The organism is Paenibacillus sp. DP01, from assembly GCF_044784315.1.
Classification (GTDB): Bacteria; Bacillota; Bacilli; order Paenibacillales; family Paenibacillaceae; genus Paenibacillus; species Paenibacillus polymyxa.
Map to the genome: position 1 here is coordinate 226103 of NZ_CP173059.1, position 22568 is coordinate 248670.

Sequence of the window (22568 nt, forward strand, 5' to 3'; positions counted from 1 at the left end):
AGATTAATATGACTAAAGTTTTTGAAGATAGTTTTAGTGAATTACAAGCAGACATGGTTTCAATTTGTATGGAATATGTCAGAGATAAAGCTGAAAAAATCTTTATATATTGTTCATTTGAAGAAAGAGTTATTTCAAACGATTTTTTTTATTGTATCAACGGGAAAGCTGTTAAGAAGCATAAGCTTAATGATGCAGTAGATGCTATTACAGAAAATATGGAATATAATACCTCTGTAGAGCGTCAAAAGGCTGTTATGAATATTATTAATGATGATATCAAAAAAATATACAAGTTATGTAGTGAATACAAAAGAGAAATGCCCACAGAGATTAAATTAGTTTATGATGTGAGGGAAAATAGCCTGAAAGCTGAGTATAAATATGATTTAGTATATTCCAATGATCCGGTTAAAACTGCTGATGACATTGCTATGGAGTGGTTTGAACAGATCGAAGCGGATTTTAACAATAAATAAACTCTTAATGTATATATTTCATCTGGGTGTGCTAAAAATTTTGTGTAAATCAGTTTACAATCACAATAATAAGATGGTATAGACAGTATGACCAACAAACTAAACACTAAGAATCTTGGTAAAAACACTTGATAAGCTTTAAAAGGTTCATTCCAACTTGAATGGTTAAGAGGAATGAACCTCTTTTGCATGTTTAAATATAAGGGGGAAGCAAACAATGGCGGAACTTTATATGAATAAGCTTGAGGGAATATTTGGTCAGGAAGACGTTATAAGAAAAGTAGATCCTTCAGATGAAAGTGCGCCAATACATGTGTTCTTTAACTATGATTTACCTGAAGAAGGTATGCTAACAGCGGTGACGTATGGTTTATCTGATGGTGAATTTATAGGCTGGAAGAACGCGAAACCAGAACTAATCATAAGTCTAGAAACGCAAGATGAAAGTTGGGGGCTGGCTGCTGCCTATTTTGCTGCTGAATTTAGGGGAGTAAAGGCATTCTCTTATGCAGATTTGTTTACTTTAGATGAACCTATATCACAAGAGTCTGATATGACAGGTTATTTTGTTTTTGCCTCTGCAATACTAGAAAAAGAAGACTCGGTGATTGAACTGCCCGATAAAACAATACAGTTAGTTGGGATGTACCCTTTGTACAAAGAGGAATTTGATCTAATGAAAAGAATAGGGATCAAAGACTTTTGGCATAACAAGGACTATGATATATACAGTGTTAATAGGGTTAACCTAGCAAAGGCGAATATTTAAAAGCCCTTAAAGGTGAGAAAGGCTCCTCTAACGTGCAGAATAATTTTATGACTGTCTTCGAATTGGACTACGTTTTGAGATGGCTGAAAGCAAGAACAGGGTGTATCTCTTTTCTCTTGTTGCAGAGATTGCCTAGTAATGAAAAACATACTGTTTTAGAAAAATATGATGATGACAGATTAATTTCAATAGGGCTAAACCCACTATGATAAGACTGGTCATAGTGGGTTTTCATTATGCACTCGGTATGGACTATAACATAGGGATGAAAGTCTGATCACGCTGGGAAGGAAGGGGTTTAGGACTAGGGATGAAGTAGAAGAGATAAAGCCAATTCAATTTCAAAACCTAAAAAAGGGAGACCATAATGAAGCCTATAATGATAACTAAAGGATGGAATAAACACGATCTTTGGAAGGGATGTATAATTTCATCTATTGCGCACGCAATGGGACTTCCTTCGATAGCTGGAGGGCCATCTGCCCATTCTTTTTCCAGAGTGAATTGGATGCTGTCTTCGCCTATCATCACAAACAAATCTGTACCGTCATAATAAGGGTTTACCGTATCTCCTTCCTGAAACGTAAGAGCGACCCGTACTTGGTGTACGGGCCGCTCTTTTTCTTGGACTTGGATTTGTGTTTCTGTAATTGCCAGGAAGTGAATGTCGCCTTCGGGATTGAAGGCTGTTTCAAGTAGTTTCAAAATTTGATTGTGTTTTGTGTTCATAGTATCCCTCCATGATAGTATTTATAGTTATCCCAAATAATTAAGGAGCTTTTCTTGTAGATTTCACAAAAATGACATACTAAATTGAGATCAGGAACTCGTCTTAGTAATCATCATTAGATGCGTTCTGCCATTGTGAATCTAAAATCATTTCAGATCATACATCAATCGAAATATTTGCTTTCATGTAAAGTTTGTTCAACATGTGTTTTAATTCATGTTCTGAGTAGAGACCGTCATAATAGTCACTATAGATTGATTCTAGATTATTTTTCACTTCTTGAATATTCATAGGTTCCCCCTCAATAAGTCTATTTTGATAATGTTTCTACAAGACTATGGATTTCTTCTTCTGTGTTAGAGGGTGACAATGATATTCTAATCGTTGATCTTAGTTCTGATAGCGATAGTCCAATACTTGTAAGCACATGTGAAGGTTTTGTCGAGCTACATGCTGATCCAGAAGAGAGATGAAATCCTTCATGGGCTAACTTTTTAATAAGTAACTCATTTATTGTGCCTTTAAATTGTATGCTCACTAATCCAGGAATTTTATTTTCTGCATCGTTGTTGAACAGAACACTATCATTGAAACGTTCGGTTAGCTGCTGGAAGAGGACATCTTCTAAAGCGAATAGAGCAGCTCTGTTTTTGTGTAAGTTACTGTTTGCAATTTCTGCAGCCTTCCCAAATCCGACTATGTTATGAACTGACAGTGTACCACTGCGATAATCATTTTCTTGGCCGCCCCCATGAAGTAGCGGGGTAAGCTTAGTTTTGAGTCCAAGTTTTTTACGAATGATACAGGCCCCGACTCCTTTGGGACCATGTATCTTATGGGCAGAACAGGATAGAAAGTTTATTGGAAGTTTGGATAATTTAATTTCAACTTTCCCAAGTACCTGTGTAGCATCTGTATGAAAGAATATATTTTTCTCATCACATACACGCGCTAATGAATCAATATCATTGAGTGAGCCAATTTCATTGTTTCCCCAGAGGATACTGGCAAGGATTGTTTCACCTTCAATTATTGAATCTGAAAGTTGCGATGCCGTGACGCGCCCAAATTTATCAGGATGTAAATACTTAGTCGAAAACCCCTTGGTTTCTAAATACTTAATAGTTTCTAAAACAGAGGGGTGCTCTACTTCAGTCGTTATTAATTGCTTACCTGCTGTTCCGTAGTAGTCAGCTATGCCTTTTATAATGGTATTGTTACTTTCCGTAGCACCACTAGTGAAGATAACCTCATCAGGTCGGCAGCCAAGGAGATCAGCAACCTGTTCTCTCGCCTGTTCCACCGCTTTTTTTGCATTCTCAGCCAGACTGTAAAAACGACTTGATGGATTTCCGTATTCTTCTTTTAAATAGGGGAGCATTGCCTCCAGTACCTCAGGATGAATTGAGGTTGTTGCACTATTGTCAAAGTAAATCATTGAGCATGTCCCTCCTTTGTGACATGGATCAGGTTGAGTATTAATTTCTCTGAGTTTCCAGCGTAGTTATACTCGCTAGCTAGAATGCGAATTCCACGCTCTAAATGAGCATTAAATAGATCGGGGAAAAACTCTTCATCTGTAATGTTTTTGCTCTCATGTTGTGCGATCAAAGCTTTGAAAATAAAATCGTATTCACCCGTAAGGGTATTACGGTTAAACTCTATTCCTCCCATATCTTTCACTAGTTTTGTTATGGGCTGGGGATCGCGAAGTGATAGGCATACAGCATATCTAGCTAGAATGTTAGGTGTTAAACCTGTTGAAGCATTCAAAAGCTTGAGTTTTTCTGCAGTTGATTTAGACGTTTTGAGTCGAAAGTTCAACAGGATTCACCTCCTTGAGTGTTTGTCCAAAATAATTTTCAGAGATTAGAACATCATTTTTATCCTTGTTGTACTCGATGGTATACGTTTGAGAAACGCTATTATGAATAAATTTGAAGTGCTTCTTGTCGATTTCAGAGTCGGTCGAAAGAATTACCACCTGCTCCCCACATCTAGGAATAAACTGTTCAATCAAACTTTTCTTGTGAGATTGATCCAAGCGACCAAGCAAGGTATCAAATACAAAAGGTAATCTCCGATTTGAACAAGTGGACATAGCCCAAATTATAGAAAGAAGCAGTAGCTGCTTTTCTCCAGCGGAGAGAGTATCTTTACTGATTTCCTCGCCATTACTATCAAATAATCGAATTTCAAAGGTTTCCGGATGAATCCAGAGTTTAACTACAAACATCTCTTTTCTAAATAAGGAATTGAGCATTTTAGCCGATTCAATTTCGACCTGTTGAAGTTTCTTCCTTGTCTGGAGATCACGAAATGATTTGCTAATACTAATAACCTGATCACTAATATTTACGATGCTTTTTGATTTTTTGGACTGCATAAACTTATTGCTGAGCAATTCCAACTCTTTTTCTTTTAGCGAAAGTTCTTCCTCTAAAATCACGAGTGAGGACTCCAAATGTTCTTTTTCAAGACTCATTCGGTCAATCTCAAGCGACAAATTGTGGATGCCCTTCAACATGTCTTTTAGTTCATTTGTAGAGTCGTTAGCATCAATTTGCCTTTTAAGCGTCTTGATCTCCTTGAGTAACTTTGTATTACTACTATAGTTTTGAGCGATTTCATCTGGATTGAATGACTTTAGTCGTTGTAGAATTGATTCAATCTGTGCCCGCTGTTCATAAGAAGCATAATGAATGAAGGAACTTTCATCTACAATAGTGGACGTATTAGAAAAAGCTTCATGCATCATTTCAGCAATACCACTAGAGCTAACTTCTGACTGTAACAATCCTTTTTTAATCAATGGTTCTAATAGAGACTGAAAGAAAGGAGCATTTAGAATAGACTGAGCTTCTCTTGCTGCTAGTAGATGAGCCTCATTCTGCATCGTTAGAGAAATGGACTTCAAATTATCGTGAACAAGCATAAAAGGGAAAATTGTTGTGATAATTTCACGTGTCTTATCCATCATTATATTTCTCTTGTTATCTATTTCTTTCATTTTGAATAGTAAGGAATCACGTTGTTGTTTTTGAAGTCCACCATGAGTATCAAATAATTTTTCTAGCTCGCTCAAAGAAGCTTCTTTATCCTGAAGACTTTTGTGAAGTATATCCAACTGTGTCAGAAGTTCAACTCGTTGGTTTTTCTTTTCGGAAAAATCCTCTTTAGCCGTGAAGTAATGTTGTTCCTCTTTACTTAGGTTGTTATACCTGTCTTCTGACTTCAGATAGTTAGTAAGGTCTGACTCTAATGATTCAAATAGGTCAAGATTAAACAGTACACGCGAAGATTCTTTCAAGTAAGCTGCAAGTGAGTTCTCAGTTACAATTTGTGAAATTTTTTCCCCATCAAAAAGAAAGAGCTCCAACAAATGAGGTGGAGTTTCTTCCCTGATTTTTGTTTGAAATATATCCAATGCTTGTCCGGAAATAGTTTTTCCGTTGCAATGAACCTCCAAGCTTTCTCGATAGCCATTCTTATATTTCTCCCAATACCTACGAATTGTGTAATACTGCTTTTCGTAGTTTTCAACCAATTCAATATCAAGCATGATTTGATATTTTGTTTCTTTTGCTTTAACTGCAAATGAGTTTAATTTTGCTTGGATTTTTTCAATGTAAGCAGGTGAATCCACTTTGAAGCCATAAGCTAATGGACCATAAAGAGCTAAGCGAAGGGCTTCTAAAATAGTAGTTTTTCCAGACCCGTTTTTTCCACCAAATAATATAACTTTCTGATTAGAATTTTTAGGAGCTAGATTGAAATCGTAATCACCGTAAAAAATACCAAAATTTTTAAGACGAAGCCGGTTTAGTTTCATTGCTTATAACCATCCACTTTCTCATAATGTAACCAATCTTGTTGTAATGTTTTATCAAACTCTTGAAGCAAGCCTCTTCGGATGCGATAACCGGAATGATCTTTTTCTATACTGATTAGTTTCTTTATCAGACCGATGCTAATGTCTTGCTCCTTGCATAGTATTTCAAGGTCAGTAAGTTGATCTGGCTCGAATAAGGGACGATCATCATAATCCCAGTCCAAATCCTCACCAAAAATTTCATTATACATAGTAGGAAGAGTATCTGCCCACTCACCATCTTTTAGCCAAAGTTGTCGTATGGCCTTTAATTCTTCAGGTAAAATTAATTCGTAATTCGGATCATATGGATTCTTGACATTCTTTTGAGTTTCCAAAAGTTTGCGAAGAATCATTTGACGAGCTTCGAGTGTAAATGGCCCAAGTCCGAGTTTCCGATCCTCGTCCTGTCCTACGAAATAGATTGTTCCATCCATACGGTGTTTTTCCCTGTATTCTCGTACATCTCGAATCTCAGAGAGCCAGTTGCGGAATTCGAGTAAGGGAGTCAACCATTCTTCTCCGTTATCAATGAATCCGATGAGCGCTTTATCTTCTTGAACAACAGTACAAACCCAGCAGCCAAATCTACTATTGCCGCAAGAACCAGCACTTTCTTTAATATCTTTATCAATGATTAGAGGACATTCACCGCTTTGTGAATTCTGGTATAGAGCCATCAATTCATGATTGTCATTGCCCCAGGGAGAATCTTCATGAAGTAGATAGCTCCATACATCATCGACGGAAAAATTACGTATCGGTGCGAAGACATAGGCATTAGATAGCGTAGAATGTTTCATTAAAGTTTTGCCTTCAACTGTATGAGATTCTAGGACTTGAGCTCTTGTTACACTCTCATCATCACGAACACCTAATAACATTACAACCTTACCGAATGTAGAAACTTTATCCATAATAAAACGATTAGCAGGATCAATTTTCATCCGATCAGTACACCAACGGAATTTTTGTCGAGGAGAAGGATAGCCTTTACCGATTAAAGAAACCCAGAAAGTCTTGTCAATCTCTGGACGGACTTTATGGGTTTCGAAGGGCAGACCGAGTTCAAGCGCCTTCTTTTGGATACGCATTAAGGTTGTGTCGATGGAAGATATAATTAATGGTGTTTCAACAAGAGTATCGGAGGAAATCACATATACCTTTTTATGAAGTTGAGCCTGTTGTAACTCACTTAATGCTTGGAAAACAAGTTGTACAAGCACGGTAGAGTCTTTCCCGCCACTGTAACCAACTACCCAAGGACGTTGATCTTGAAGATATATATCTTTAATAAGTGACTTGGCATGTTCTATTTTATGCTGATTAAGCAGATCGGTAATCATATATTTGCGCTCCCTGTCATGAGTTTTTCTTCAATACGCAGTTCATTCTCATCTAATGAAAGATTTAATTTTACCTTTATTAAATTAGCCGTTAATTGAATAGTATCGTTATTTTTATTAATTCGACCAGTTGAACCGACAGCTCGTCCGAGCCATTCAGTTGAGTTGGTTCGGTTCCAATCAAAAGCCGATAGTTTCTGGAGGTACTTTTTCCAATCCGTTGGGTGATTATTGTAGAGATAATTCCCGATTATCCCCATAGCTTCAAGGAAGACACCATGAGCATTAATAAAATTAATTCGTAGTTCGCTTGGCGAAAGCTCTTTGCGAAATACTTGCTGCCATTCAACCATTGCATCGCACAGTTCAAGCCAAAATTCTTTTAAGAACTTTTTCTCTTGATCAGAAATGAATTCACCTTTTTTCTTATTCAGGATGCGACAATTGGTATGGAAAATGTTATTCAAAGCAAAAATCTTTGGTGACAATTTTGATAGTGAAGGTCTCTCTTTATCGGTATACCTATCCATGAGCGGGATCTCAGTTATGATCTCCTTAGTAATATTAGCAAGCTGATCTCGATGCTCATATAGAATACCGAGTGATGAAGTTGTGTTCACCGCATGGCGATTTAAATCTGCGAACATTTGTTGGCTTTTCGTGAGTCCAATATCTTTAAAGAACACCACAGAAATGGTCTCTTGTCCTAATTCTGATGAAGTACGTAAAGCTTCTTCAATGGCAGCTCTTCTATGTTGACCATCGTTAATCAAGAAGCGAGCATCCATTGATATAACCAGACGACCAATGTCACTGAAATGTGGATCGTCCGAATATGGCATAAATTCCATATCACCGTCAACAGATGCCGTAAGTGAAGAGAAGACATAATCGTTCTGGTTGTTCAGTATATAAGAAGTTATCTCAGGAATCCGAGATTTATTAAGCGTTCTTTGTGCTCTATGTTCAGGCCCTACTTCTTCTTCATCAAAAGAAAAGATTTTCGGGATAACTCGCAAGGGACACATTCCAACATAATATTCTTTACCTGCCTGAGTCCCTCGCAAAGCTGGGAAACTGTAACTGAAGGTAGAATCCATAGTAAATCACATCCTTTACGTGCGTATTATATATATGATACAAGATAAACATTTTTTTGTCCAAAGGATAAACAAACCCGATTTAACTCAAAAAATAGCCTAGATTAATAGATTTGTTTGATTCATATTGAACAACGAAATATATAATTTGAACAATTTTAAAAATAAATTGCGCAATTATTTGACTAACTTGTACAATTATATTATAGTCAAGATATAAATACTGGAATATGAAAGGGGTCAAGGATGAAAGATTACGAGTTTAATCTAGGATTAGAATATTCGGTTCCAGAGTTACCAGGGGTATACTTAATTCAAGAGCAAAGTTCACCTTATGTGCTCTACATCGGTAGAACTAATAACTTACGAACACGATTTAAAAGACATCTTAAAAAGACTCATAATTGGCGTTTGAAAAAGAATATATCCGGTAATAGCAATGTTTCATTTTCGTATGAAATTACTATCTCTACTAAGGAAATGAAACAAAAAGAGAAAGATTATATTCAGAGATACAATCCTGTTTATAACGAAATACGTTATCAAGAGTAGGAGGAATGAAACATGGCAAGGCTATATCCATCTTTAAAAGGAAAATTGGGGAACACAGAATACTATTTGACAGTAATGAAAGCAGCCGATGTTATCCGAGATATTCGTTCTGCTGATGAGCTTGCAGAATGGAAGGACTTTACCATAGAAGAGAGGCTACAACGTGAAATTAACTGGGGTAGAATAAAGTCGGAACTGGCTCCTTATTTAATAGAAGAGGAAGATAGATTTTTTGGATCTTTAATTGTGGATATCTACAACGATCAGGGAGTTGAGTTTGAGCCACTTTCAGCTACATTTAAAACTAATAACAAGTTTTATGAAAGTGCAGCACAAGCATTTGGCTTCTTAGTTATGAGTGGGGGTGAGAGTCTCTTTGCTTTGGATGGCCAGCATCGTCTTAAAGCGCTTCAGGTAGCGATTACAGGCAAAGGGAAGGATGGAGAGTTTATTGATGATCTGAGCCATAATCCAGATCTTGGACAGGAAGATATAACAGTAATCTTTATTCGTCACGAAGGAAACTCTCAAAAAATCAGAAAAATTTTCAATAAAATTAATAAAAACGCCAAACCGACTTCTAAGGGAGATAATATAATAACCTCAGAAGACGATCCATTCGCTTTAATTTCACGCAAGTTAATAGGGCCTGATGCTCCTTTGAAAGAAGCCCAGGTTAACTGGAGATCTAATACACTATCCAAGACATCAAAACAGTTTACTACGATCGGTACTCTTTATGAAAGTGCTGAGATACTTCTTCGTAAAAAGAATTTAGTAAAAAACCAATTACCAAAGGATCTTTCAAGATACTATAACCACGTAAAATCAGTGTGGGAGCAACTGGTTAAGGAATTTGAACCTTTTACTGAAATGATTCACTCTACTGAAATTGGAAAATTCCGTGAACAGCTTCTGATCGGTAAACCAGTTGGTCAGATGGCTTTAGTGGAGGCAATCCAAATTTGCTTTGAACATGAATATGAAGACTTATCTCAGATTATTGCTAGTTTGAATAAAGTGAATTGGCAAGCAGATTCAAACGTATGGCTTCATGTCATGTATGAGCCTAGTGGAAGAATAAAAGCTAACAGTACGTCACGTAAGCTAGCTGCTCGTGTGATTGCTTATATGATAGGGGTGAATTATAGCGACGATGAAAAAGCCCAACTCATAACCGACTTCCGAGGTATAAAGAAAGAGCCTAATGCTATGCTTCCTGATCCAGTCGAATGAAGTGTTAGGGAGCGCAAATAAGCTGTTATTTCTACATTTCACAAATTTTGTTGTTGGAAAAATTCCCCTAAGTTAATCCCAAGTGCGGAACATATGCGTAATAAGGAAACTAATGTAGGGGATTTTTCACCACGCTCAATATGACCAATAAAATTCTTATGAAGAGCTGAAAGTTCCGCAAGCTCAGATTGGGAAAGTCCGTTTCGCTTTCGCTCCAAACGTAGACCTTCACCAACTTTTCTTAGGAATTCATTTTCATTAAACACAAATTCACCACCTGATTTTTCGATAACACATTAAAGTGTACCAGACACACTAAAGTGTGTCAAATTAAGCGTTGTAAATAAAGTGTGTACAAGCTAAATTAGTTTTGTACCAAAATTATCAAGGCAATCGCCGATCCAGCGATCAGCTAATGACCAGGAGGATGTCAAATGAAAAAAGTGCAGTTCAAAGTCGAGAGTCTTCGTAAAATCCCCAATCCGTATGGTATGTTCAACGATCAGAGAAAGACCCCCGAGATGTACGTAACATTGGTTGATGTGCGGAATATTCCGGATGACTTACCGACAAAGACGAATCCGCGCGAGCAAAACATGAGGACTAAGGTAGCAAGTCGGATTTGTGAGGGGCTTCTGGCTGACAATAGTGCGTTTTACCTTTTTAACAGAGGGATTTTATTATCATCTAAAGAAGTGAAATTCGACAATATTAACTCCGAGCTTACCATCTTTTTTGAAGACGAAGTGGTTCATGGGGTTGTTGATGGTGGGCATACATATCGAACGATTAAAGAAAATCGTCATGAAATGGACCCTAACAACCAGCAATATGTCAAAATTGAAATCTTAACTGGCATTGAGGATATTTTTGAAGATGTTGCGGCGGCCCGTAATACATCTGTCCAGGTTCATGATAAGTCAATTGCTGAATTGAAGAATAAGTTTGATCTCATCATTAAAGACACCATCAAAGATGAGCCGTTCAGTGACAATATTGCTTATAAGGAAAATGAAGATAAGGACATTGATATCTCTGATATCCTTACGATTTTATATATGTTTAACCTTGAGAAGTCCCCTAATCTTGACAAGATGCCAACAAGTGCTTTTAGTGGAAAGCAAACATGTATCAAAGCTTATACGGAGGCGTATGACACTAATCAAGATCAACATGGAAACCAACATCAAAATCCTTACTTTAAGATGCGTAGTATTATGGTGGATATCTTTAAGCTATATGATTTAATTGAAATTAAGATGGAGCGAAAGTACCGGGAAGCTAATTCAACTGGGAAGTATGGGAGCGTAAAGGGTGTTGAGAAAGCAATTGGGACTTCCAAGTTCTATGGAGAACCTGTTGAATACCGTTCGCCAAAAGGCTTCATCTACCCCATTCTTGGTGCTTTCCGGGCTATTGTCGAGGAAAAAGACGGGGTATATCAGTGGAAGGCTAATCCATTTGATTACTTTGAGGAAATCGGTAAGGGCTTGGTGTTTGAAACGGTTGACCGAAGTAGGACTTTAGGAAATAACCCAGGTTCGGTTGGTAAGGATAATGGACATTGGAAGCAATTGTATCAGAATGTGCTGACTAATTATCTACTTAAACAAATGGTATAGCCCTTTAGAGAGGGCCTCCAGTTCATACCGAAGAGGATGCACTGGAGGCTTTTTATGAAAAATAATAAATGAAGGGGAAATAGCTAAGTGAGGGAGACGCTACCAACTAAAAAACGAAAAATAATAAATAGTGCTATAGAACTGTTGCTTGATAGACCTGAGGGTTTGAGATACTCCGAGCTTAAGAAAAAGATTAACGAACAATACTTTGAGATAGGTAACAGTACAATAGGATCAACGATTGTAAATCTTGAACAAGAGACAAAAGGAGTCGTAATCAAGGTTGATAAAGGGCTTTTTAAGCACTCCCGATATGCTGAGAATCAGAATACAGTAACCGAAGGCTCGAATTTTTTACCGATATCTGAAACTATTGAAAAGATAAGGGAAGAGAATTTTTATTCTTCTTTTGCTGATTGGCTAACAGATGATATTGAAGAATGCACACATGCGATACCTTTAGGAGGTAGTAGATTTCGAGATAAGTGGGGTACACCAGATGTAATTGGTATTCGTGAATCAAGAAGGAGTGCTGTTATTCAATTTCCTATAGAAATAGTTTCGGCTGAAATAAAGGTCGATACTAAAGATTTGATAACGGCATTTGGTCAGGCGAGTGCCTACAAGCTCTTTTGTCATAAGTCGTACATTGTAATTCCTAGTCAATCAGACAAAGCTGATATTACACGACTTGATGGACTCTGTCGTATATCAGGAATAGGTCTAGTTTTGTTTGATAGTAAAAACCCAGAGACCCCAAACTTTGAAATACGGGTCCGCGCAAATAAGCATGAGCCAGATATGTTCTATGTGGATAAGTATATTAAAATTATTGAAGAGGACTTATTTCCACGTAATCAAAAAAGACGTTAGAGGGTGGAACGGTATGCAGCTATTTTATGAGGAAGAAGCTAAAAACATACCAGACCCGATTATCTATACGATGTCTGGACATACGCTTAAAGGACTTGATAGGATTTGTAATGATCTAGCTGAAATAATTGTCTATTTTGATGGGGGTTATTACGGTGAACTCCCCAACAATTCAGACGAAGTTGAATGGTCCGACGTTATTCAATGGCTGCAGTTGGCGATGGCTGTCAATGATGTTTCGGTTAGCTTTACAAAATTTGATTATTCGGCGGTGTGCTGTGAGAATATTTGGGAACTGGAGCAAGGTAGAGGAACAATGACATCGGGGATTACTACCAACTTACTGAGGTTTAATTTTATATGGGGAGCCCTTGAGTCAATTATTACTATTATAGATACTCCTTCAAAGTATCCCTTTAAAGAAAGTAAGGGTAAATATAACTCAGCTTGTTATTACTTAAAGACCTTGTATGAACCAAGAGTTGTACCGTTATTTTATAAAGAGTTCCTCAATGGTCTTTTTGAAAGACTAGAAGGCCGCAATCAGTTTAATAAAGTGATAAAAGAGTTCTGCTACAAAGATTATGTGGGTTTTTCGGGTATGGGTTTAAATGTAATAAAGCGAATCAGAAACAAGATAGCACACGGTAATATGCGATTCCCTGAGCCAGATGATCAGGGATATATTTATGAAGAAATAATAGAGATAAGTTCATATCTACTAGCTATCAACATACAGATGCTCCTTGTATCTTATCTTCAAATTAGAAATTACATTATTGGTTTTAATGAAGATGGAACTATAGATGATACTTATGAAGAATCAGTGTCTGAGGTTTCGCTTGAAATATACTTGCGTTCGATACATTTAGAAATTGAGGAAGAAGATTTAAACCAGCTTAAATTATTTTGAAGAATTTTCATATATAAGCAGATGCCGAAAAGTGTATTTCCTCAATAAAGTAAGCAACCTCCTTCCAATATGGGTAGAGGTTGTTTTAGTGTAAACGTAGTTAAAACAACAAAACTCATGACAGTATTCTTGAAGACTCTTGACTGGAGATAGTGCGTGATGTATGATTATAAACATAAACAGGAAGGAGGAGACAACGGATGGAGAACAATTTCCAAGAAATTCTCAATCAGCTTTTTAAAACTGATCCTGAGATACTAAGAGCTCGTTTGAGAGATTTAGAAATTGAGCGCAGAATCATACTATCTATTTTGGAAAAAGATGATGCTTCTTTCAAATATCAAAGTTCACCTGTCCATGAGTCTCCTATTGAAACCTCTGAAGATCCATCAACTGTTATTGAGGTCCTTGGGGAAGCCACACTTACAGATGCAGATTTAGCTTATAACAATCTAAGATTCAAAATAAAGTCCAATATGGCTAAGAATTTACCAACAAGTGGAACGGTTAAAGTGGTCTATGAAGGTGTATCCATTGAAGGGACTATTCCTCCTTCAGTAAGAGGACGCATTAATGGCGTCCACTTATATAAGAAATTTCCAGATGTATTCAAGGTAGGTTCTAAATTGAATGTTAAATATTCAAAAGTTGATTGTACATTAAGTGTTTTAAATGTTGAGAACTGAGGTCTATGGGAGTGATGAAAAAGGCAAGAAGTTGGGAAAGTGATAGTAAGGAACTTATTTCGAGTTCAAAATGTGCTAAATTCTAAGCCACCTCACCAAACAATCTCAGCAGCAATTGGCGGCGAATTGTGGATTTGCACAGCCACGGTTCGCCTCCATTCTAAAAACCCGCTCAGTGAGCGGGTTTTATTTATTAATAATGAGTGATGAAATGTAATTTGGATGTAGAAACAACAAGGAATCGTTAAGGACTTGTTCAAAGAAGAACTAGAGCTGAAAATGAACTATAACAGATTTTTACATAGTACAAGATGATTGATTATAATCAAAAGGCACTGGTCACACATTTAGTATAAAATAGACCGTAAGAGAAGGTGTCTGCAATAGGTACCTTAATATAATGGGGGTTACAATATGATTACAGGTGAGATCAAAAACAAGATCGATATTATATGGACAACATTATGGACAGAGGGAAATACAAACCCTTTAACAAATATTGAGCAATTAACATACTTACTCTTCATTAAAGGCATAGATGAAGGCGAACTTAAGAAAGAAAACGAAGCAGAATTCTTAGGGCTTGAATATAAAGGGATTTTCTCGGAAATGCCAGCAGACTTCAATGAAGTGCAAAAGAAACACTGGCCAATGATGCGTTGGACACAGTTTAAGAACTTACCAGCCCAAGAAATGTATGAAGTAATGGTGAGTACGATTTTCCCATTCATCAAAACGTTAGGTGGTAAAGAAGAATCTGCATTCTCAAAGTACATGAAAGATGCAATGTTTCAAATTAATAAGCCTGCTACACTACAAAAAGTAGTAACAGCACTTGATAGCATCCCAATGGAAGAGCGCGATACAAAAGGGGACATTTACGAGTACTTATTATCGAAGCTACAACAAGCGGGTACAAACGGTCAATTCCGTACACCACGTCATATCATCAATATGATGGTAGAACTCATGAAGCCGTCACCAGAAGATATCATTATTGATCCGGCAATGGGTTCAGCGGGGTTTCTTGTTTCAGCAAGTGAATATTTACGAAAGAACCATCAAGACTTATTTTTAGTACAAGGGTTAAATGAGCATTTCCACAACCACATGTTCTATGGTAACGATATGGATACAACGATGTTACGTATTGGGGCTATGAACATGATGTTGCACGGGGTAGACGCTCCAAATATTGATTATCGTGATTCACTATCTGAGGAAAATAAAGATGCGGACAAATACACATTAGTACTAGCGAATCCACCATTTAAAGGATCATTAGACTATGATGCTGTATCGAATGACTTGTTAAAAGTAGCAAAAACAAAGAAAACAGAGCTATTATTCGTGTTGCTTATTTTACGTACGCTAAAGGCCGGTGGACGTGCTGCTGTGATCGTACCGGATGGAGTTTTGTTCGGCAGTTCAAATGCACATAAAGCCATTCGTAAAGAAATTATCGATAACAGTAAGTTAGAAGCAATCATTTCAATGCCAAGTGGCGTATTTAAGCCGTACGCAGGAGTTTCAACAGGGATTATGATTTTTACGAAAACAGGTACAGGTGGAACGGATCACGTATGGTTCTATGATATGAAAGCAGATGGATACTCGTTAGATGATAAACGTGTACCAATCAAAGAGAACGATATTGATGATATTATTGCACGGTTCAGTAACCTACAAGGTGAAGAAAAACGTAAACGTACAGAGCAATCATTCTTTGTGTCAGTGGATGAGATTCGTGAGAAAGGGTTTGACTTGTCGATTAACAAGTATAAGGAGATTGAGTATGAGGAAGTGGAGTATAAAAAGCCTAAAGTTATTATTAATGAAATTCTAACACTTGAGACAGAAGTTCTTAATGACCTTAATGCTCTTAAGGAGTTGTTAGAGGATGAGTAAAATAGAATTTCAAAAAATTAAAGATGTAGCCACCGTTTATTCAGGTACAACTCCAGATACTAAGAATAGTGAAAACTTTCTGGGGGATATAAACTGGTATACCCCTGCAGAGATCAATGGTATAAAACCGGAATATGTATATCATTCTGAAAGAAAGATCACTGAAGAAGCTAGGAGTAAAAAGAGCATACCTTTACTTCCTAAAAATACAATTTTACTTACTTCCAGAGCGCCAATTGGTAAGGTCGCGATAGCAGGGAGTGAATTCTGTACAAATCAAGGATTCAAAAATATTGTTTGTGACGAGAATAAAGTGTTTCCAAAATATTTAGCTTATTGGTTGTCAGATAAAACTGAATATTTAAATAGCCTTGGAAGAGGTGCTACATTTAAAGAAATTTCTAAAAAAATAGTTGAAGAAATTAAGGTCCCTATCCCTAGTATTGAAGTGCAAAAACAGGCAGCTATCGTATTGGAAAATCTCAATAATATTATAGAAAAACGCAAATCCCAAATCACAGCATTAGACGAATTAACACAAAGTTTGTTTTTAGAGATGTTTGGAGATCCAATTCAAAACATAAAAAAATTCAAGCAGATGCCAATAAAAAATGTTATATCGGACATACAAACAGGGTGGAGCCCTGTTGCTAGTAAAGAACCAGCTACTAATAATGAACCAGGAGTTTTGAAACTAAGTGCTGTTACGGGAGGCAGGTATAACTTTAAAGAAAATAAAAAGTTACTTGATGGGACACCTTTTAAAAGTGAGTATGAAGTGAATGCCGGGGATATCCTTTTAACAAGAAAGAATACAAAAGAGTTAGTTGGGGCTTGTTCCTATATATTTGAAACGTCTTCAAAACTGATGTTTTCTGACTTAATATTTAAATTAATTATTAAGAATATAACTTTGATAGAACCGATTTATCTATGGAGATTATTGAATAACAATTCAATGAAAAAAGAATTAAGTAAACTAGCATCGGGTAGTTCAGGGTCGATGCCTAATATATCTAAGAAAAATTTAAATGAGCTTCTAATTGTAGTACCTCCTATTGAATTACAGAAGGAATTTGTTAATAAAATTATTTCTTTAGAAAAGATAAGAAATGATTTTATTAACAGCCTATCTTCATATGAAATATTATACAATTCCCTACTCCAAAAAGCCTTCAAAGGCGAGCTCTTCCAAGAACAATAACTATCTAGCATAGGAGAAAAGTATATGTTGAACTTCGATTTTTTAAAGTACAAACAGTTATTCACTAGCTTTGCCAATGCCTGTTATGAAGCGGAAAAGGCGATGCAAGTTAGCCCAGCCACGGTTGCGATTTTATCGCGCCGTGCGCTCGAGCTTGCGGTGAAATGGGTCTATCAGTTTGATAACGATGTGAGAATACCCTATCAAGATAACCTCTCAAGCTTGATTCATAATCGTCACTTTTTGGGCATCATTGATGAAGAACTGTTGCCGATGATGAAATATGTGGTGAAGCTTGGAAATGCAGCTGTACATACGAATGTGGCAATTACTCGTGATGAAGCGGTGTTGTCTTTACATAATTTACATCAGTTTGTGGCATGGATTGATTATTGTTACGCCGAGGAACATACCGCATCTACGTTTGATGAAGCGTTATTGTATGATGCAGTATACAAGCGAGAGCGTCCAGAGGAACTAAGTGATTTATATGACAAGCTAAGTGCTAAGGATCAGTCACTTGAAGAGCTTCGTAAGCAGAATGAAGAACTCCGGGCACAACTAACGGCTAATCGTGTAGATTCACAACGAGATTACAATTTTGATGTCGATACGATTTTAGAGTTTGAGACGCGTAAACGCTATATCGATTTAGACTTAAAGTTAGCTGGATGGGAAATTGGCAAAAACGTTGAGATAGAATATCCGGTAACAGGTATGCCAAATGCAAAAGGCGAAGGTTACGTGGATTATGTGTTACGCGGTACAAACGGTAAAATTTTAGCTGTTGTTGAAGCAAAACGTGCTTCACGTGATCCCAAAGAAGGGCGCAACCAAGCAAAACTGTATGCAGATTGTGTAGAGCAGGTGCAGGGGATACGACCTGTCATCTTTTATACAAACGGCTTTGAAACGCATATTTGGCATGATCACTATGCAGCACGTAAAGTGTCAGGCTTCTATACACAAGATGAGCTACAATTGTTAATCGACCGTCATCAAATCAAGCAGCCTTTAACGAATATTGAAATAGATGATGATATTACGAACCGATATTATCAAAAAGAAGCGATTCTAGCGATTTGTAATACGTTCAGTAACAACCAACGAAAAGGCTTACTCGTAATGGCAACAGGCAGTGGTAAAACACGTACAGCGATCTCATTAGTCGATGTGTTAACGAAAAATTATTGGGTAAAAAATGTACTGTTTCTTGCAGATCGTACATCTCTAGTGAAGCAAGCTTTTCGTAACTTCAACACACTGCTTCCGAACTTATCATTAAGCAATATGCTTGAAAAAAATTCGAACCCTGAAGCTGCTCGTATGGTGTTCTCGACGTATCCAACGATGATGAATGCGATTGATGAAGTAAAGCGTAGGGACGGCAACCGTTTATTTACAATAGGGCATTTCGATATAATTATTATCGATGAGTCACACCGTTCGATTTATCAGAAGTATAAAAGCATTTTTGATTACTTTGACGGGATGCTTGTCGGTTTAACAGCAACGCCTAAGGATGAACTTGATAAAAATACGTACACGATTTTTGATTTAGAAAACGGTGTACCGACCTTTGCCTATGAATTAGCGAAGGCTGTAGAGGATGGCTACTTAGTTGATTATCGCACGCGAGAAACCACGTTGAAAATTTTAGATGATGGTATTCGTTATGATGATTTATCCGAGGACGAAAAAGAAGAATTTGAAGAGATTTTTGAAGATGAACCGCAAGTAAGGGATATTGATAGCTCAGCCATTAATCATTTTGTATTTAACAAGAACACAATCGATCACGTGTTAAATGACTTAATGGAATATGGCTTGAAGGTTGAAGGTGGAGACAAGTTAGGAAAGACTATTATTTTCGCCAAAAACCACAAGCATGCGATGGCCATTAAAGAACGCTTCGATTTGAAATTCCCTGAAAACGATGGTGATTTTGCCGAGGTAATCGACTATAGTGTGGAATATTATCAGACGCTTATTGATGACTTCTCAACCCCGGACAAGATGCCACAAATTGCGATTTCGGTTGATATGCTAGATACGGGAATTGATGTGCCGGATGTATTAAACTTAGTCTTCTTCAAAAAGGTACGCTCAAAAACGAAGTTTTGGCAGATGGTCGGTCGCGGAACACGTCTCCGTAAAGACTTATTTGGACCAGGATTGGATAAGGGCTACTTCTTAATATTTGATTATTTAAGAAATTTTGAATATTTCCGTGTGAATGAAAAAGGTGAAGAAGCCAAAATAACTCAAACATTAACGGAAGGGTTATTTAACACAAAGGTTGACATTGTACGTGAATTACAATCGCTTCAATATCAAGAAGCACCGTTTATATCTTATCGAGAACAGCTATTGAAGGAAATCGTATCGGACGTTCGAGCATTAAATGATGAGAACTTCCGGGTGCGCCAATACTTACAATATGTGCACAAGTATCAAAATGAGGAGAGCTGGCAAGCGTTATCGGTGGTACAGACCAATGAAGTGAAAGAAAACATTTCACCGTTAATTGCTCCGATTGAAGATGATGAGCTGGCCAAACGCTTCGACCTGTTAATGCTGACAATTGAACTAGCGAGCTTGCAGTCGAATAATGCTACAAAGTCTATTCGCCGGGTTATTGATACTGCAGAAGCACTTTCAAAACTAGGTACAATTCCACAAGTATTAGCACAAAAAGATGTGATTGATGACGTACGAACGATGGAATTCTGGGAAGAGGTTTCGCTTACTGATCTAGAAAGGGTTCGTGTTGCACTACGTGATTTAATTCGCTATATTGAACGTTCAAACCAGAAAATTTATTACACTGATTTCAAGGATGAAGTGATGACTGTTGCAGAAAATACGTCGATTTATAATGTGAATGACTTACAAAGCTATCGTAAAAAGGTAGAGCATTACTTAAAAGAGCATCAACATGAGGATACATTAGCGATTTATAAGCTGCGTAACAACAAACCATTAACGAAGCAAGATGTAGAATACTTAGAGCAAATTTTGTGGAGTGAACTTGGTTCCAAAGAACAGTACGAAAAAGACTATGGGGATACCCCTGTCACAAAGCTTGTTCGTAAAATTGTCGGTCTTGACCGCCAAGCTGCTGTTAAAGCATTTTCAACGTTTATTTCTGAACAGATTTTAAACTTACAACAAACGCAATTTGTTGAGTTGATCATTGATTACATCGTTAAGAATGGCACATTAGAACGCCAAGTATTGCAGCAAGATCCGTTTAGTTCAGTAGGTGGGATTATGGTTGTGTTCAAGGACCAGCTTCCAAAAGCTCGTGGAATTTTAGATATCATCGATCATATTAACCGTAATGCGGAGGATATATCTTGAGGGCTATTTACAAAGTCTTTTTGCATACCAGGTGAATCCTTGCTTATATGATGACACCAATTATAGTTTTGCAAAGCCGTGGTTCGCCTCCAACAACCCGAACACCATCTTTTAAGGATGGTGTTTTTCATATTTAGGGCATAACTGTAATAGGGAGTGGTGTCAGGAATACTTTAGCGGGATTATGCGGTACATAATCCTATGTTATAATTAATAAGTACAATATTTTTTGAAAAATCACATTTCACATTTCTATATATAAATCCATTGGACAAGGAGTACATTGACTAACTGTGCACGATGATCAGACTTTATTGCACCACAAGTTAATTATAATCGGTGCAGGCGCATCAGGACTCATGGCCGCCGTTACTGCGCGGGATTTAGGTATTGATACCGCCATTCTGGAGGGGAACGACCGGATTGGGAAGAAAATCTCCATGACAGGCGACGGTCGTTGTAATATTACGAACGATTCCACTGCGATGGGTAAGGATGACGAAGCGGTAGCCTTATCGCGCAAGTATTACAGCAGTCAGGCTGAATTTACGCTGCCTGTGTTGCAACAATTCGGCATCGGTCTTTCTTTCATGTGCTCGGGCTGCTGCTTACTAAATTGAAAGAGGGTTTAATGTACTACAGGCGGCATCTGTGGTGGATATTTTCGAGCTTGCTCTAGAGGACCGGAACATTCCGGTATACCTTAACAACAAAGTGCTTGATGTCACCGTATCAGCAGATCATCCGCGATTTAAAATTACATGCCGAACGGAAACAGAGGAGCAGGTGGTCTACACTAGCGAATATCTGTTTCTCTGTACGGGTGTTCTTACCTGCCAGAATGCGGGGACGGATGGGTCAGGATATACAATCGCCCAGCAAATGGGGCATTACTTGGGGGAGCCTGTTCCAGCCCTCGTGCAATTGAAGGTGAAATATCCATATCAGAAGGCACTTTCCGGTATTAAACTCCAAAGACGTGCCGACATCCTCGTGAACAGCAAAGTCGCAAGCAGTGAAACAGGGCGGAATACATTACACCGATTACGGCTTCTCCAGTCCCACCGATACTACAGCTTGGCTGGACGGCAGCCGTTCATCTCGCGAAAGGGGACACCGTATCTATCCATCGATTTGATGCCGAACCGCACGGAGGAAGAGGTTATCGAATTTCTGGAGACGAATCAGAGGAAGTTCCCGCACCGAACGTTCGCGGAGTCCTTTGTCAGTTTTCTACACAAGAAAATCGTCTCCGTCCTGCTGAAGGAAGCTAAGATTGATCAAGAGCCTAGGCCTGGAGCTCCGGTTATTCCGCCGCGAAGGCAATTACTGATCAACTTGGCAGGCATAGTGTATAAAGATGGATAGTTGTTTGGCTCTCACACAGGAAACACGCATCGGCGGATTGTGGATTTGCACAGCCACGGTTCGCCTCCATTTGAGTAAGACAAGAAAGCCATCAGCCAGTGTTTCTGGTTAATGGCTTTTTATTATGGTTTTAATAATTGAGATAAAGAGGCCTTACAACTGATTTTGGTACTAATTATAGTTAAGTCACGACGATTTGCCTTTCATCTATTGTTTATATCAAGCGATTCCACGCTATAATATCCACTCTTTTACATGCGGATACACCCCATATTTTCTAAGAAACCTTATGGAACTCTCTCATGCACAAGGTACTTTTCGATAGTATCGACGCCCTCTTCAACAATATGCTCTGAAGCAAGGCAATAATATTTGTCTTCAATAAGTTCATTCTTTTGGGTTAGGGAAGAACCGATGTGAATGTGATTCGCTATTTTAATATCTCTTATCTTTTAGGGGCAAGACGGTTTTGGGGAGCTTCATGCATTCATTCGTTAGCCATGTTAATTCAAAATAACAGAATAGATGGGGCTTTCTGTAAACAAAAT

The 22568-nt window shown here is 37.7% G+C and carries 20 protein-coding genes; 13 read left to right on the top strand and 7 right to left on the bottom strand.

The features are described 5' to 3' along the window. Positions 1 to 8 precede the first annotated feature (8 nt). Together ACH59B_RS00985 and ACH59B_RS00990 are read left to right on the top strand one after the other, a co-directional pair. On the top strand, positions 9 to 479 hold the full coding sequence (locus tag ACH59B_RS00985; RefSeq protein ID WP_404303115.1) for a DUF600 domain-containing protein: 471 nt from the start codon (positions 9 to 11) through the stop codon (positions 477 to 479). Positions 480 to 696: 217 nt separating this feature from the next. Further along, entirely contained in the window at positions 697 to 1248 is a 552-nt protein-coding gene (locus ACH59B_RS00990) for a suppressor of fused domain protein (RefSeq protein WP_404303117.1), read from the top strand. Between the two features lie 348 nt (positions 1249 to 1596). On the opposite strand, the gene ACH59B_RS00995 is transcribed toward ACH59B_RS00990, so the two are convergent. The 6 genes from ACH59B_RS00995 to dndB all read right to left on the bottom strand — a co-directional run bounded on the left by ACH59B_RS00995 (position 1597) and on the right by dndB (position 8295). Then, the gene (locus tag ACH59B_RS00995; protein WP_404303119.1) at positions 1597 to 1977 is read right to left on the bottom strand and encodes a hypothetical protein; all 381 of its coding nucleotides are present in this window, start codon (positions 1975 to 1977) and stop codon (positions 1597 to 1599) included. Positions 1978 to 2288: 311 nt separating this feature from the next. Then, positions 2289 to 3416, bottom strand: coding sequence for a cysteine desulfurase family protein (locus ACH59B_RS01000; protein WP_404303121.1), 1128 nt, complete (start codon positions 3414 to 3416; stop codon positions 2289 to 2291). After that, the gene (gene dndE / locus ACH59B_RS01005; protein ID WP_404303123.1) at positions 3413 to 3802 is read right to left on the bottom strand and encodes a DNA sulfur modification protein DndE; all 390 of its coding nucleotides are present in this window, start codon (positions 3800 to 3802) and stop codon (positions 3413 to 3415) included. The genes ACH59B_RS01000 and dndE overlap by 4 nt, the downstream gene beginning before the upstream one ends. Next, the gene (gene dndD / locus ACH59B_RS01010; RefSeq protein WP_404303125.1) at positions 3777 to 5810 is read right to left on the bottom strand and encodes a DNA sulfur modification protein DndD; all 2034 of its coding nucleotides are present in this window, start codon (positions 5808 to 5810) and stop codon (positions 3777 to 3779) included. Before dndD ends, dndE begins: the two co-directional genes overlap by 26 nt. Beyond that, a complete protein-coding gene (dndC, locus tag ACH59B_RS01015) occupies positions 5807 to 7195 on the bottom strand; it encodes a DNA phosphorothioation system sulfurtransferase DndC (RefSeq protein ID WP_404303127.1) in 1389 nt (462 codons plus the stop codon). Before dndC ends, dndD begins: the two co-directional genes overlap by 4 nt. Continuing rightward, positions 7192 to 8295: a DNA sulfur modification protein DndB gene (gene dndB / locus ACH59B_RS01020; protein ID WP_404303129.1), complete on the bottom strand. Its 1104-nt coding sequence runs from the start codon at positions 8293 to 8295 to the stop codon at positions 7192 to 7194. Before dndB ends, dndC begins: the two co-directional genes overlap by 4 nt. Before the next feature lie 246 nt (positions 8296 to 8541). On the opposite strand from dndB, the gene ACH59B_RS01025 reads away from it, so the two are divergent. Both ACH59B_RS01025 and ACH59B_RS01030 read left to right on the top strand, forming a co-directional pair. Further along, on the top strand, positions 8542 to 8847 hold the full coding sequence (locus tag ACH59B_RS01025; RefSeq protein WP_404303131.1) for a GIY-YIG nuclease family protein: 306 nt from the start codon (positions 8542 to 8544) through the stop codon (positions 8845 to 8847). A 12-nt stretch (positions 8848 to 8859) separates the two neighbouring features. Then, entirely contained in the window at positions 8860 to 10083 is a 1224-nt protein-coding gene (locus ACH59B_RS01030; protein WP_404303133.1) for a DNA sulfur modification protein DndB, read from the top strand. Positions 10084 to 10121: 38 nt separating this feature from the next. Here the strand turns inward: ACH59B_RS01030 and ACH59B_RS01035 are convergent, their stop codons facing one another. Then, on the bottom strand, positions 10122 to 10349 hold the full coding sequence (locus ACH59B_RS01035; RefSeq protein WP_404303135.1) for a helix-turn-helix domain-containing protein: 228 nt from the start codon (positions 10347 to 10349) through the stop codon (positions 10122 to 10124). Between the two features lie 168 nt (positions 10350 to 10517). Here ACH59B_RS01035 and ACH59B_RS01040 point away from each other — a divergent pair, with 168 nt between their 5' ends. The 9 genes from ACH59B_RS01040 to ACH59B_RS01080 all read left to right on the top strand — a co-directional run bounded on the left by ACH59B_RS01040 (position 10518) and on the right by ACH59B_RS01080 (position 22020). After that, positions 10518 to 11705, top strand: a complete 1188-nt coding sequence (locus ACH59B_RS01040) for an AIPR family protein (protein ID WP_404303137.1) — start codon at positions 10518 to 10520, stop codon at positions 11703 to 11705. An 87-nt stretch (positions 11706 to 11792) separates the two neighbouring features. After that, the gene (locus ACH59B_RS01045) at positions 11793 to 12578 is read left to right on the top strand and encodes a hypothetical protein (protein WP_404303139.1); all 786 of its coding nucleotides are present in this window, start codon (positions 11793 to 11795) and stop codon (positions 12576 to 12578) included. Positions 12579 to 12591: 13 nt separating this feature from the next. Next, a complete protein-coding gene (locus ACH59B_RS01050; protein WP_404303141.1) occupies positions 12592 to 13491 on the top strand; it encodes a hypothetical protein in 900 nt (299 codons plus the stop codon). A gap of 200 nt (positions 13492 to 13691) precedes the next feature. Continuing rightward, positions 13692 to 14177: a hypothetical protein gene (locus ACH59B_RS01055; RefSeq protein ID WP_404303143.1), complete on the top strand. Its 486-nt coding sequence runs from the start codon at positions 13692 to 13694 to the stop codon at positions 14175 to 14177. A gap of 414 nt (positions 14178 to 14591) precedes the next feature. Further along, entirely contained in the window at positions 14592 to 16085 is a 1494-nt protein-coding gene (locus ACH59B_RS01060; protein WP_404303145.1) for an N-6 DNA methylase, read from the top strand. Then, a complete protein-coding gene (locus ACH59B_RS01065; RefSeq protein ID WP_404303147.1) occupies positions 16078 to 17289 on the top strand; it encodes a restriction endonuclease subunit S in 1212 nt (403 codons plus the stop codon). The genes ACH59B_RS01060 and ACH59B_RS01065 overlap by 8 nt, the downstream gene beginning before the upstream one ends. A gap of 24 nt (positions 17290 to 17313) precedes the next feature. Next, on the top strand, positions 17314 to 20652 hold the full coding sequence (locus tag ACH59B_RS01070) for a DEAD/DEAH box helicase family protein (protein WP_257126539.1): 3339 nt from the start codon (positions 17314 to 17316) through the stop codon (positions 20650 to 20652). 293 nt (positions 20653 to 20945) lie between these two features. Continuing rightward, a complete protein-coding gene (locus ACH59B_RS01075) occupies positions 20946 to 21272 on the top strand; it encodes an NAD(P)/FAD-dependent oxidoreductase (RefSeq protein WP_257126540.1) in 327 nt (108 codons plus the stop codon). A gap of 34 nt (positions 21273 to 21306) precedes the next feature. Further along, positions 21307 to 22020 (top strand): NAD(P)/FAD-dependent oxidoreductase, encoded by a 714-nt coding sequence (locus ACH59B_RS01080; protein WP_257126541.1) that lies wholly within the window; start codon positions 21307 to 21309, stop codon positions 22018 to 22020. Positions 22021 to 22568 lie beyond the last annotated feature (548 nt).